Genomic DNA, 13183 nt, shown 5'->3' on the forward strand with positions numbered 1-13183 from the left:
CTCTTCTTTTTATAACAATAGAGTAAGTAAATGAGACAAACAAAAATAGATGATTTTTTAGAACTTGAACATCATAATAAAGAACTTGAAAAAAAAATACAAGAAGAAGTTGCAAAAAATAGAGAAAAAGACAAATTGATGTTTCAACAATCAAAATTAGCATCTCTAGGTGAAATGTTAGGAAATATATCTCATCAATGGAGGCAACCACTTATGGAAATAAATTCTTTATTTTTACCAATCGAAGCAAAACTTTCTTTAACAGATACTTTAGATAAAGAGGAAGTTTTAGAAGCTATACAAAAATTGAATCATATCACGCGATATATGTCAAATACAATTGATGATTTTACAGATTTTTTTTCAACAGATAAAGAGAAAATAAAATTTAAACTCTTAGAACAAATAAATTCAACAATAAATATTATAAGTGGAGGATTAAAAGCACATAATATAAAACTTGACATCATAATCCAAAAAAATCCAGAGTTAATAGGATATAAAAATGATTATTCACAAGTTTTAATAAATATAATTAGTAATGCAAAAGATATTTTAGTGCAAAGAAAAATAGAAAATCCATATATTAAAATCTCTATATTTGAAGAAAATAATAATATTGTGACAACTGTTGAAGATAATGCTGGAGGAATAAATGTAATTCCTATTGAAAAAATATTTGAACCTTTTTTTACATATCAAAAAACAAATGGTTCAGGACTTGGCTTATTTATGTCAAAATTGATTATAGAAAAAAATTTAAATGGAAAATTAGAAGTAAAAAATTATTCGCAAGGTGCTTTTTTTAAGATAACAATTCCGAAAAACTAGATTTTACTTCATTTTGTATTCAAACTAATTTAGATATAATCCACAAAAAAATTAGAAAACCTCACTTTCAAATAGGATATTTATGTCAAAACAATTACTTCAAAAACAAGCAGATACAATCAGATTTTTAGCAGCTGATATGGTACAACAAGCAAACTCAGGACATCCAGGTGCTCCTATGGGACTTGCAGATATTGCAACTGTATTAAGTAAACACTTAAATGTAAACCCAGCTGATGAAAAATGGCTAAATAGAGATAGATTAGTTTTTTCAGGTGGACATGCTACTGGATTAGTTTATTCATTATTACATCTTTGGGGGTTTAATGTATCGATTAATGATATGAAAAACTTCAGACAAACACATTCTAAAACTCCTGGACATCCAGAATATGGTCATACTCATGGTATAGAAATTACAACTGGACCATTAGGTCAAGGTATTGCAAATGCAGTAGGTTTTTCAATGGCCGCAAAATATGCTCAAAATCTTCTTGGACGTGATGTTATCAATCATAAAGTTTATTGTTTATGTGGAGATGGAGATTTACAAGAGGGAATCTCTTATGAAGCAACATCAACTGCTGGACACTTAAAACTTGATAATTTGGTAATTATTTATGATTCAAATAATATTACAATTGAAGGTGATACTTCTTTATCTTGGAGTGAAAATGTTAAAAAAAGATTCCAAGCTATTGATTTTGAAGTTATTGAAATAGATGGACATAATTTTGAACAGATTGATAAAGCATTGGTTACTGCGAAAGCATCTACACTTCCTGTATTAATTATTGCAAAAACAGCTATCGCTAAAGGTGCTGTAACAATGGAAGGAAGTCATCATTCTCATGGAGCACCATTAGGTGAAGATGAAATTGCTAAATCAAAAGAAAAAGCTGGATTTGATCCAAAAGAGAAATTTTTTGTACCTGCTGATGTTAAAGGTGCATTTGATAAATTAATTGTAGGTTCTACTGCTCAAAATATTTGGAGTGAATCATTATCAGAAGAAGCTAAAACTAAAATAGCTCAACTTCAGAATCCAAACTTTGATTCTATCGAATATCCAACATTTGAAGCGGATAGTAGTGTAGCTACAAGAGATTCAAATCATAAAATTTTAAATGCTATTGCAAAAGCAATTCCAGGATTTTTAGGTGGAAGTGCTGATTTAGGACCTTCAAATAAAACAGAATTAAAAGATATGGGGGATTTTCCAAATGGAAGAAATATCCATTTTGGTATTAAAGAACACGCAATGGCTGCAATGACTAACGCTATGAATTTATATGGATTATTCAAAGTTTATAGTGCAACATTCTTTGTTTTCTCTGATTATTTAAAACCAAGTGCAAGAATTGCAGCACTAGCAGGAATTCCTCAACACTTTATTTGGACACATGATTCTATTGGAGTTGGGGAAGATGGACCAACACATCAACCAATTGAGCATTTAACACAATTTAGAGCATTACCTAATTTTTATACATTTAGACCTGCTGATGCAAGCGAAAATGTTGAATCTTGGAAAGTTGCTTTAAAAATGAATGCTCCAACAGCGTTTGTTTGTTCACGTCAAGGTTTAAGAGTTTTAAAAGATGAAAAAGCATTTGGAAGTGTAGCAAATGGAGCATATTTACTTAAAAAAAGAGATAATGCAAATATTACTATTATGGCTTCTGGAAGTGAGTTGATGTTGGCACTTCAAACAGCTTGTAAATTAGAAGAAGAGGGAATTTTTGCAAACATTGTTTCTGTTCCTTGTTATGATTTATTTGTTGAGCAAGAGCAATCTTATATAGATCAAGTAATTGATAAAAATACAAAAGTTTTTGCAGTTGAAGCAGCTAGAGGTTTAGAATATTATAAATTTGCTGATTTTGTATATGGAATGGATACTTTTGGAGCATCAGGACCTGCAAATGATTTATTTGAAGAGTTTGGATTTACTATAGATAAATTAAAAGCTAAAATCGTAGCAGACTTCAAAAAATAACTTTTAAAATAGATGAGTTTTTCTCATCTATTAACTTTTTAATTAATTTTCAAATATCATCTTTTTTTTATGTTATTCTTCTATAATGTAATTATTAATCTAAGGAGAAATTTATGTCAATAGGATTTATAGGGCTTGGAAATTTAGGGCAAGCTATTTGCAAAAGATTGAGTGATATTGGTGAAAACTTACTTGTTTACAATAGAAATAAAGAAAAAATAAAAAATCTACCTTATGAAAAAGTAGAAACTCCAAATGAGTTATTTAAAAAATGTGATGTTGTATTTATCTGTTTATTTGATAGTAATGGAGTAAGCGAAATATTAAACAAATTTACAAGTGATGATTTAAAAGGTAAAACAATTATTGATTTAACAACAAATCATTATGAAGATGTTTTAAAATTTCATGAAGATGTGAATTCAAAGGGAGGAAATTATCTTGAAAATCCTGTTTTTGGTTCTGTTGCACCTGCATTAAAAGGTGAATTAACAGTTGTAAGTTCTGGAAAAAAAGAGACTTTTGAAGCTGTAAAACCTATTTTAGAAAAAATTGCAAAAGAGATTTTTTATCTTCCTATACCTTCAAGTGCAACAAAAATGAAACTAATAAATAATTTGTGTTTAGGTTCATTTATGGCTACAATTGCTGAATGTACAGCTATGGCTGAAAGTTGTGAAATTCCTAAAGAAAAAGCTTTAGAAATTTTAGGAGTAGGTGGTGGTCAATCACTTGTTTTAAAGGCGAAAACACAAAAAATAATAGATGAGGATTTTTCTGCACATTTTTCAAATAATGCAATAAATAAAGATTTACATTTATTACAAAATTTAGCCTATGAATTAAAAAAGCCACTTTATAGTGCTGCTATTCCAAAAGAGTTATTTTCAAAAATGAAAATGTTGGGAAAAGGTGAAGAAGATTTCTCTTCAATATATCAATTATTTAAAAACTAAAAGGAAACCAACAAATGCCACATTTACAATTTGAGATAAATAAAAAAGTATCAAATGATACTAAAGAAGAGTTTGTAAAAGAGATTAGAAATGCATTTAGTCAAATTATGGATACAGGAACAGACCATATAGCTATTAGTTTAAGAGAATATGATAAATATAGTTTAACAATTGGAAGAGCTTTGCCAACTGATGATATTTGTTTGATGAATTTAGATATTAGAGAAGGGCGAACAATTGAAAAAAGAAGAGAATTGGCTTTAAAATTTATGGATGTTATAAAAGAAAACTTTGGGATAAATCCTAAAAATCAATATATAACATTTACAGAACATAAAGGTGAAGATTTTCATTTAGTTGAAAAATATTTAGCTACTTGGACATCTGGAGAAGACCCACTTGCATAAGGAAAAGGTTTGTTAAAAGGTATTATAGTTTTATTAGTTTTTCAGTTTATAGGTGAGTGTATAGCTAAATTATTTGAGTTATTAGTTCCAGGTCCTGTTATTGGGATGGTTTTGCTTTTAGTTTATTTACTTATAAAAAAAGGAAGTTTCCCTAGTTTGGATAATGCTGTAGCACTTCATTTAAGATATCTTCCTTTACTTTTTATTCCAGCAGCAATGGGAATAATCACACAAATTGATATTATAAGTAAAGAGTTTTGGGCGATAAGTATAGCTTTATTTTTTGGTACATTAATTGCACTTGTTTTTGCAGCAAAATTTATGGATTTTTTAACTTCGAAGGCAGATGAAAAATGAATTTTGAAGCATTAACAAATTATATAAATTCAACGCCACTTACTTGGCTTATTATTACTTTAGCAGCTTTTAAATTAGGAATTATTATTTATGAAAAATTTAATAAGCATACACTTTTACAACCAATAATCATAGCTTATGTGATTATTTTATCTTTGATTGTTTTTACAAATACTTCTTTTGAAAAGTATTTTAAAAGTGTTGAGATAATTCATTTCTTTTTAGGACCTGCAACAGTTGCTTTAGCACTTCCTTTATATAGAAACTTAAAATATATAAAATCACTTTTTTTACCTATAGTTTTAACACTATTCATAGCAGGATTTTTTTCAGTAGCTATTGCTATTGGGTTTTTATATATTTTTGATGCACAACTTCCAACTATTTTATCAATGACAACAAAATCAATCACTGCTCCAATTGCAATAATCACATCTGAACAAATAGGTGCAATACCATCTTTAGCTGTTGGATTTGTACTTATAACTGGAATTATTGGAGCTTTATTTGGAACAATTGTTTTTAAAATTTTTAAAGTAAAACACGATACTTCAAAGGGTTTTGCTCTTGGACTTGTATCTCATGGAATTGGAACAGCAAGAGCTATTGAAATAAGTGAAAAAGCAGCAGCTTTTGGAGCATTGGCTATGGGACTTAGTGGAATATTTACAGCAGTTTTTCTTCCAATTATAATTAGTTTTTTTAAATAAGGAAAAAAATTGAAAGAGACACTTTTTGTATATGGAACTTTGATGCCAAACTGTCCAAATGGACATGTTTTAGAAAATATTGTAGGAAAATTTATTCCTGCAACTGTAAAAGGAAAATTAATAGATGCAGGATGGAGTGCTAGTATGGGTTATCCTGGAATCAAACTAAATGAAAATGCAGACACAGTTCATGGATTTTTGTTTTATTCTGATAATCTAATAAATCATTGGGATTTTTTAGATGAATTTGAAGGAGTTGAGTTTGAAAGAGTTTCTGTTACAGTTGAAAGATATGATGAACTAGAAGTTGATACATTTATTTATGTTTTAAAAGCTAGTGAGGAAGAGTTAAAAGAAGAGATTTTATGATAGGAAATCTTGGAATATTTTTTCTTGCAGCCTTTTTTGAAATATTTGGCTGTTTTGCTTTTTGGTTATATTTTAGACTTGAAAGAACTCCTTTATGGTTAGCTTTGGGAGTTATCTCTTTAGTTCTTTTTGCTTATGTTTTAACAAAAATTGATGTGGAAAATGCAGGAAGAGTTTATGCTATTTATGGTGGGATTTATATAGTTGCTTCTTTGTTGTGGTTGGTTTTTATTGAAAAAGAGAGTTTTAATCGCTGGGATATCATAGGTGCAAGTATTTGTATATTGGGTGCTAGTGTGATATTTTTGGGTAATCAAAAAGTTGGGTAATCATAAAACCAATGAGTTATTAATAACTCATTGACCCTGCATTTAATAATCCAATTGAAATTGATAAAAATGCCATCAAAATTCCAACTGGAATAACACCTTGTGATATTTTTGTTTCAACTGAATATTTACCTGTAATTCTTGTAACAATAAGTGCAAAAATCAATTGAATTAATATTGCTATTGCTCCCCAAATCACAAAATCAGTATAAGAAACAGAGTTAACTAAAGCACTATAAAGTGGAATTGAAACTCCAATTATTGCTCCTCCAAAACCTAAAGCAGCAGCGATGTTATTATCTTCAAAGATAAGTTTGTAATCATCGTAAGGTGTAACAATTGCATATAAATAAAGAAAAGCAATTATTAAAGCTATTGCTGTGAAAAAGAAACTTATAAATCCTACATATAATTCTATTTCCATGTTAATCCTTTTTTGTTTGAATCTTAGCTAAAAGTAGCTATATGCCTTATTATGATAAAATATTTCCCAGAAAGAATAGGAGTTTTGTATGTTAATTTGTCCACTTTGCAAAGATATTTCGACACCATTTTATAAAGATGAATTTTATGAGTGTTGTGGCTGTGGTGGAATATTTAGACCAAAAGAGAAACTACTTGATAATGAAAAAGAGAAACAAAGATATGAAAGCCATACAAATAATAGTGATGATTTAGGTTATCAAAATTTTGTTTCTCCTATTACAAATGCGGTTTTGAAAGAGTATAAAAAAGAGGATATTGGACTTGATTTTGGATGTGGAAAAGATTCTCCTATTGTTAAAATTTTAAAAACAAATTATTATAAAATATTTGAGTATGACCCATATTTTTTTGATGATAAAAATCTTTTAAAACAAAAGTATGATTATATTGCTTGTTGTGAAGCTATTGAGCATTTTTACAATCCAAAAAAAGAGTTTGAACTTTTAAAATCCTTATTAAAAGAGAACTCAACTTTGTATTTGATGACAGGAATTTATAAAGATAGTATAGATTTTTCAAAGTGGTGGTATAAAAATGATTTAACTCATGTTTTTATCTATAGGGAAAAAACTTTTGAGTGGATAAAAAAAGAGTTTGAATTTGAGAATATGAGTATAGAAAAGAATTTTATAAAATTTTCAAATAGAAAAGATTGATTCTTTTCTATCTAAAAAGTAAAATAGGTTTTTTAATTTTTCTTAACATTTCACTTGTAAAACTTCCAAAAATAAACTCTTTTAATCTTGAATGCCCAAAAGCTCCCATCGCTAAAATATCGCAATTATTTTGTTCAAAATAGTTATAAATAGCCTCTTTGGGTTCACCACTTAAAACAGAAGTATCTACTTCTATATTTTGTTTTGCAAAAATCTCTTTTGCTTCATTTAGAAGTTTTGCAGATAAAATTTTATCTGCATTTATATTTACAATATCTCTTTTTATATTTTTAAAGATAGGTTTTTTTGAAGTTTCATTTAAAAGTTTTTTTGATTCATTTGAACCATTGTAAGCGATTAATAATTTTTTTGGTTCAATAAATTCGCTGTTTACTAAAAGAACTGGTTTATGAATTGCTCTTATAATATCTTTTACATTTTCACCAATTATATGCTCTTCATGACTCTTTATTCCAATTACTAAAACTGATATTTCTTTTTCAAAATCCAAGATAGTCTCTATTACATCTCCATGTACTTGTAAAATAGTAATTTCATTTTTACAAGTTTGTAGAGCTTTTTGTTTTAAAGTATTTAAAAGCTCTTTTCCTGTTTTGATTGCACATTGACTTTTTGTTGCTTCTTCATTTGTATACTCTTGCAGTAAATCATCTTTTTCACCTAGTTTTATATTTCCTGATAGATTTAGTTTTTCTACTTTTGAAGAGTGTTCTATAATGTTTAAAAATTTTAAAGGAAGATTCATATTATTTGAAATCATAACAGCATAATCACAAGCACTTTGTGAATAGTTTTTCCCATCAACACAACACAATACATAACTCATTTTAGTGTCCTCCCATAACTTTTTCTATCTCTTGAGGTTTATCATGAATTCCAAATCTATCGATGATAGTTTTACTTGCTTCATTTTGACCAATAACTTCAACAACAGCACCTTCACGTCTTAGTTTTATAACTGCTTTATCAAGTGCATAAACAGCTGTAATATCCCAAAAATGAGCTCTTGAAACATCAATAATTACTCTATCTAAAACCTCTTTAAAATCAATATGTTCATAAAATCTATCTGCACTATTAAAAAACACTTGTCCTACAAACTTGTAAGTTTTAACACTTTTATTTTCATTATATGAAGTTTCACAGTACATAAAGTGTGAAATCTTATTTGCAAAAAATAAAGAAGCAAATAAGACTCCTGTTATTACTCCAAGAGCTAAATTGTGAGTATAAACAGTAACTATAACAGTTGAAAGCATTACGATGTTTGTAGAGAGCGGTAGAGTTTTTAGATTTTTTATTGAAGCCCAATCAAAAGTTCCAATAGAAACCATAATCATAACAGCAACTAAAGCAGCCATAGGAATAATAGAGATAATATCACTTAAAAATACAACCATTATAAGTAAGAAAAAACCAGCTATAAATGTAGATAATCTTCCTCTTCCTCCTGATTTTACATTGATGATTGATTGACCAATCATTGCACATCCAGCCATTCCACCAATACAACCAGAAGCTATATTTGCTATTCCTTGACCTCTTGCTTCTTTTGTTTTATCCCCTTTTGTATCTGTTAGTTCATCAACTATTGTTGTTGTCATAAATGACTCAAGTAATCCAACAACTGCTAAAGCAACAGAATAAGGTAATATAATCCATAAAGTTTCTAAATTAAAAGGAACATCAGGCCATAAAAATATAGGTAAAGTATCAGGAAGTTCTCCCATGTCTCCTACATTTCTTACATCCCAACCTACAAAATATACAAAAATAGTTAAAACAACAATTGTAACAAGTGGAGAGGGAAGCATTTTTCCTATTTTTGGAATATAAGGAAATAAGTAAATTATTCCAAGTCCAACAATTGTAAGTGCATAAACATGCCAAGTTACATTAGTTAGTTCTGGAAGTTGAGCCATAAAAATAAGAATAGCCAAAGCATTTACAAAACCAATTACAACAGCACGTGCTACAAAACTCATAAGTTTTGCAATACCCAAATAAGCTAAAATTATTTGAATAACACCTGTTAAAAGTGTGGCTGCTAACAAATATTGAAGTCCATGCTCTTTTACAAGTGTTACCATAACTAAAGCCATAGCTCCGGTTGCTGCACTAATCATTCCTGGTCTTCCTCCCACAAAAGCTATAACAACTGCAATACAAAATGAAGCATAAAGTCCAACTTTTGGATCAACTCCTGCAATAATTGAAAAAGCTATTGCTTCAGGTATCAGTGCAAGGGCTACTACAAGACCTGAAAGAGTATCTGCTTTTATGTTTGAGAACCACTCTTTTTTTATGGTTTGATACATTAAAATCCTTATTTTTATAAAATTTTTGATTATTTATTTAGGAAAAGTCTCGATTATATCTAAAAAAACTTATATTTTTATGAGAGTGATTTTATTATTTAAATAGTAAATGGTAAAAGAACTAAAAAGTGTGTATAATCTTTTTTTCTAAAAATTATTGTTGTTAGGGAATATTAATGAATAAAATAAATAATTTAACAAATATAAAAATTGCATTTTTATTTGTGGTTTTTTGCAATGCAGTTGTTGATGTTTCACATAAAGTATTACTTCAAAATATAGCTTTTAAAATCTTTGATGGTTCAACGCAAGTTATTTGGATTTCTATAATAAATGCTTTAATAATTATTCCTTTTTTACTTTTGTTTACTGTTAGTGGATATTTGTCTGATAAGTATAATAAAAAAGATATTTTAGTTTATGGTGCTGTTTCATCATTTTTGTTATCTGTTTTAATGGTGATTTCCTATTTAAGTGAAAATTTCTATTTTGCTATGTTTGCTTTAGTTTTATTAGCTGTTCAAAGTGCTATTTATTCTCCTGCAAAATTCGGATTGATTCTTGATATTTATGGTAAAAAAGAGTTGTCTCGTGGAAATGCTGCTTTACAATCAATCTCAATTATTGCTATTTTATTTGCAATAGGAACTACTTCTTTAGTTTTTGAAAATTTTTATAATCTAAATAATCTTCAAAATTTAAATACAAAAGAGCAGTTATTAACAGCAATTTTACCTTTGACTTATTATATTTTACCAGTGGCTCTATTAGAAATGATAGTCTCTTTTGCATTTTTACGAAGAATAAATACAAGTCATAAAAAAAATGAAGAGTTAAGTTTAAACAAGCAAGAGTTATTTCAAGGCAAATTATTAGTAAATAATATAAAAACAATTGCTTCAAATAATGTAATTTTTTTAAGTGTAATTGGTCTATCAATTTTTTGGGGAGTTTCACAAGCTTCTATGGCTGTATTTCCATCTTTTGCAAAAATGTATTTAAATATTACAAATGTATTTGTAATAAATGGAGTTATAGCTGCTTCAGGAGTTGGAATAGCAATAGGTTCTATTATTTATTCAAGATTTTCAAAATTTTATATAGAAGTTGGAACAATTCCTCTTTCAGCACTTGGAATGGCTACAACTTTATACTTATCTACAATCGTAGAAACACCATTTTTACTTGCTATTAGCTTTTTGTTTTTTGGAATTTTTGGAGGAATGTTTGTTGTTCCTTTAAATGCATTAATTCAGTTTAATGCTAAAAAAAAGGTTTTAGGTACAGTTCTTGCAGGAAATAATTGGTTTCATTCACTTGCCATGTTTTTGATGCTAACTCTTACAACAACAGTATCATATTTTGATTTAGACCCTTTAAAAACTATTTATTTAATAGTTGTGATAATAGTTTTAGGAACAATTTATACAATTGTTAAATTACCACAATCTTTAATCTTGATTTTTTTAAAAACAATTGTTGGTTTTAGATATAAACTTGAAGTAAACGGAATAAAAAATATTCCTTCAAATGGTGGAGTTTTATTATTAGGAAATCACATTTCATGGCTTGATTGGGCTATTATTTTGATGTCAGTTCCAAGAGAAGTTAGATTTGTTATGGATAAAACTATTTATAATAAATGGTATATAAATTGGATTTTAAAGTTATTTAAAACAATCCCAATATCAAGTAATTCAAGTAAAACAACTATTAAACTTGTTGCAAAAGAGCTTGATGAGGGAAATATTGTTGTACTTTTTCCCGAAGGTTCAATCACTAGAAATGGTCATTTAGGGGAGTTTAAAAGAGGTTTTGAAAAGATTTTAGAACTTACGAATACAGATGTGAAAGTTGTTCCTTTTTATATTAGGGGACTTTGGGAATCTATGTTTAGTAGAGCAAATAAAAAGTTTAAAAATTCTAAAAAAACTTCTATTGTGACTGTTCTATTTTCAAGAGCATTAAGTAAAGAAAAATCAAATACAATAAGAATCAAACAAGAAGTTATAAATCTTTCAACAAAGGCTTGGCAAGAGCATATAAAAAATCTAAAACCTTTAAATGAGACTATTTTTGATAGATTAAAAGAGCTTTCAAATGAGTTGATTTTTGTTGATTCAACAGGAGTTGAGTTAAGTGGACATAAATTTTTAACTGCTTCAATTTTATTTAAGAATTTACTAAAAAAAGAGTTAAAAGAACAAAATGTTGGTCTATTATTACCTTCAACAGCAGCAGGAGCTTTTATAAATTATACGATGTTGCTGATGGGAAAAACAGCCGTAAATTTAAACTATACAAGTGATACAACTTCTTTAAAAGAAGCATTGATTCAAGCAGAGATAAAAACAATTATAACTTCTAAAAAATTTATAGAAAAATTAGAATCAAAAGCAATAAATTTAAAAGAGATTTTAAATGTTGTAAATGTGATTTATCTTGAAGATTTAAAAACAAAAATCACTAAAACAAAAGGTTTAATAACACTAATTAGCATAAAACTTTTACCTAGTTTTATTCTAAAAATATTACATCTAAAAAAGATAAAAAAAGATGATACTGTTATTATTTTATTCTCTTCTGGAAGTGAAGGAAAACCAAAAGGAGTTGAATTAACATCAGATAATATTTTAGGAAATGCTCAACAAATAGCAAATATCATAAATGTTTCACATGAGGATATAATGTTAGGAACATTACCTTTATTTCATGCTTTTGGAATAGTTGTAACAACATATTTACCTTTGATTGAAGGAATAAAATGTGTAGCTCATCCAGACCCAACAGATGGACTTGCAATTGCAAAATTAACAGTAACTCACAAAGCAACTATTATGACGGGAACTTCTACATTTTTTAGACTTTATGCAAAAAATACAAAAATACATCCTTTGATGTTTGAAAGTTTAAGATTGGTTGTTGCAGGAGCGGAAAAATTAAGAGAAGATGTTAAATTTGAGTTTAAAAAAAGATTTGGAAAAGATATTTTAGAAGGTTTTGGAACAACTGAGACTTCACCTGTTGCCACTTGCAATTTACCAGATGTAATAGCACCTGATTTTACTATTCAAATAGGAAATAAAAATGGAACGGTTGGTATGCCAATTCCAGGAACTACAATAAAAATAGTTGACCCTCAAACCTATAAAGAATTAAATACAAATGAAGAAGGAATGATTCTAATCTCAGGTATTCAAGTAATGCGTGGATATTTAAACAATCAAGAAAAAACAGCTGAAGTTTTAAAAACTATAAAAGGCAAAATTTATTACATCACAGGAGATAAAGGACGTATTGATGAAGATGGATTTTTAACTATAGTTGATAGATATTCAAGGTTCGCTAAAATTGGTGGGGAAATGATAAGTCTTAGTTTAGTTGAAGAAAAAATTTCTAAGTTAATAGATTTTGAACAAAATCCGTTAGTTGATTTTATAGTTACAAATATTGAAGATGAGAAAAAAGGTGAAACTATAGTTTTACTTATTACAAATGTAAATGATGAGTTTATTTTGGATTTAAAACAAAAGATTATAAGCAATTTTGATAATAAATTAATGATTCCTTCAAATATAAAAGTTATTAATGAAATCCCTAAATTAGGGAGTGGAAAGAGAGATTATAACACTTCAAAGGCTTTAATAAAAGAATAAATAATTTCATAAATACAAAAAAGAGTAATTTGTGAGTCATTTGTTTGTTACAATTTATTTTAATGATAAATTGTAATAAAAAAAGAGT

At 27.9% G+C, this 13183-nt stretch carries 13 protein-coding genes; 10 read left to right on the forward strand and 3 right to left on the reverse strand.

The genetic code is table 11. The features are described from left to right. The first annotated feature begins 30 nt into the window (after positions 1-30). The 8 genes from AAQM_RS01220 (at position 31) to AAQM_RS01255 (ending at position 5958) form a co-directional block, all read left to right on the forward strand. Positions 31-831: a sensor histidine kinase gene (locus AAQM_RS01220; RefSeq protein ID WP_129094519.1), complete on the forward strand. Its 801-nt coding sequence runs from the start codon at positions 31-33 to the stop codon at positions 829-831. A gap of 82 nt (positions 832-913) precedes the next feature. Further along, on the forward strand, positions 914-2830 hold the full coding sequence (gene tkt, locus AAQM_RS01225) for a transketolase (RefSeq protein ID WP_129094518.1): 1917 nt from the start codon (positions 914-916) through the stop codon (positions 2828-2830). 113 nt (positions 2831-2943) lie between these two features. Further along, positions 2944-3786, forward strand: a complete 843-nt coding sequence (locus AAQM_RS01230; RefSeq protein ID WP_129094517.1) for an NAD(P)-dependent oxidoreductase — start codon at positions 2944-2946, stop codon at positions 3784-3786. 14 nt (positions 3787-3800) lie between these two features. Continuing rightward, positions 3801-4193: a tautomerase family protein gene (locus AAQM_RS01235; RefSeq protein WP_128986884.1), complete on the forward strand. Its 393-nt coding sequence runs from the start codon at positions 3801-3803 to the stop codon at positions 4191-4193. A 9-nt stretch (positions 4194-4202) separates the two neighbouring features. Then, positions 4203-4550, forward strand: coding sequence for a CidA/LrgA family protein (locus AAQM_RS01240; protein ID WP_129094516.1), 348 nt, complete (start codon positions 4203-4205; stop codon positions 4548-4550). Continuing rightward, positions 4547-5260, forward strand: a complete 714-nt coding sequence (locus tag AAQM_RS01245; protein WP_128986886.1) for an LrgB family protein — start codon at positions 4547-4549, stop codon at positions 5258-5260. The genes AAQM_RS01240 and AAQM_RS01245 overlap by 4 nt, the downstream gene beginning before the upstream one ends. 9 nt (positions 5261-5269) lie before the next feature. Beyond that, positions 5270-5629, forward strand: a complete 360-nt coding sequence (locus tag AAQM_RS01250) for a gamma-glutamylcyclotransferase family protein (protein WP_129094515.1) — start codon at positions 5270-5272, stop codon at positions 5627-5629. Continuing rightward, a complete protein-coding gene (locus AAQM_RS01255) occupies positions 5626-5958 on the forward strand; it encodes a YnfA family protein (RefSeq protein WP_129094514.1) in 333 nt (110 codons plus the stop codon). Before AAQM_RS01250 ends, AAQM_RS01255 begins: the two co-directional genes overlap by 4 nt. 19 nt (positions 5959-5977) lie before the next feature. On the opposite strand, the gene AAQM_RS01260 is transcribed toward AAQM_RS01255, so the two are convergent. Beyond that, the gene (locus AAQM_RS01260; RefSeq protein WP_129094513.1) at positions 5978-6382 is read right to left on the reverse strand and encodes a DUF350 domain-containing protein; all 405 of its coding nucleotides are present in this window, start codon (positions 6380-6382) and stop codon (positions 5978-5980) included. Between the two features lie 88 nt (positions 6383-6470). On the opposite strand from AAQM_RS01260, the gene AAQM_RS01265 reads away from it, so the two are divergent. Then, entirely contained in the window at positions 6471-7100 is a 630-nt protein-coding gene (locus tag AAQM_RS01265) for a methyltransferase domain-containing protein (RefSeq protein ID WP_129094512.1), read from the forward strand. A gap of 7 nt (positions 7101-7107) precedes the next feature. Here the strand turns inward: AAQM_RS01265 and AAQM_RS01270 are convergent, their stop codons facing one another. Continuing rightward, positions 7108-7947 carry a universal stress protein gene (locus AAQM_RS01270; protein WP_129094511.1) on the reverse strand — a complete coding sequence of 280 codons (840 nt, stop codon included), beginning with the start codon at positions 7945-7947 and terminating at the stop codon, positions 7108-7110. Position 7948: 1 nt separating this feature from the next. Next, complete coding sequence (locus AAQM_RS01275; RefSeq protein WP_129094510.1) at positions 7949-9439, reverse strand: SulP family inorganic anion transporter; 1491 nt, start codon at positions 9437-9439, stop codon at positions 7949-7951. 176 nt (positions 9440-9615) lie between these two features. On the opposite strand from AAQM_RS01275, the gene AAQM_RS01280 reads away from it, so the two are divergent. Beyond that, a complete protein-coding gene (locus AAQM_RS01280) occupies positions 9616-13095 on the forward strand; it encodes an acyl-[ACP]--phospholipid O-acyltransferase (RefSeq protein WP_129094509.1) in 3480 nt (1159 codons plus the stop codon). The last annotated feature ends 88 nt before the right edge of the window (positions 13096-13183 follow it).

Origin of the sequence: Arcobacter aquimarinus (assembly GCF_013177635.1) — a bacterium.
In the GTDB taxonomy this organism is placed as follows: Bacteria; Campylobacterota; Campylobacteria; order Campylobacterales; family Arcobacteraceae; genus Aliarcobacter; species Aliarcobacter aquimarinus.

Coding starts and splice junctions, on each gene's coding strand:
- AAQM_RS01220 (WP_129094519.1), top strand. CDS start 31: ATGAGACAAACAAAAATAGATGATTTTTTAGAACTTGAACATCATAAT.
- tkt (WP_129094518.1), top strand. CDS start 914: ATGTCAAAACAATTACTTCAAAAACAAGCAGATACAATCAGATTTTTA.
- AAQM_RS01230 (WP_129094517.1), top strand. CDS start 2,944: ATGTCAATAGGATTTATAGGGCTTGGAAATTTAGGGCAAGCTATTTGC.
- AAQM_RS01235 (WP_128986884.1), top strand. CDS start 3,801: ATGCCACATTTACAATTTGAGATAAATAAAAAAGTATCAAATGATACT.
- AAQM_RS01245 (WP_128986886.1), top strand. CDS start 4,547: ATGAATTTTGAAGCATTAACAAATTATATAAATTCAACGCCACTTACT.
- AAQM_RS01255 (WP_129094514.1), top strand. CDS start 5,626: ATGATAGGAAATCTTGGAATATTTTTTCTTGCAGCCTTTTTTGAAATA.
- AAQM_RS01260 (WP_129094513.1), bottom strand. CDS start 6,382: ATGGAAATAGAATTATATGTAGGATTTATAAGTTTCTTTTTCACAGCA.
- AAQM_RS01265 (WP_129094512.1), top strand. CDS start 6,471: ATGTTAATTTGTCCACTTTGCAAAGATATTTCGACACCATTTTATAAA.
- AAQM_RS01270 (WP_129094511.1), bottom strand. CDS start 7,947: ATGAGTTATGTATTGTGTTGTGTTGATGGGAAAAACTATTCACAAAGT.
- AAQM_RS01275 (WP_129094510.1), bottom strand. CDS start 9,439: ATGTATCAAACCATAAAAAAAGAGTGGTTCTCAAACATAAAAGCAGAT.
- AAQM_RS01280 (WP_129094509.1), top strand. CDS start 9,616: ATGAATAAAATAAATAATTTAACAAATATAAAAATTGCATTTTTATTT.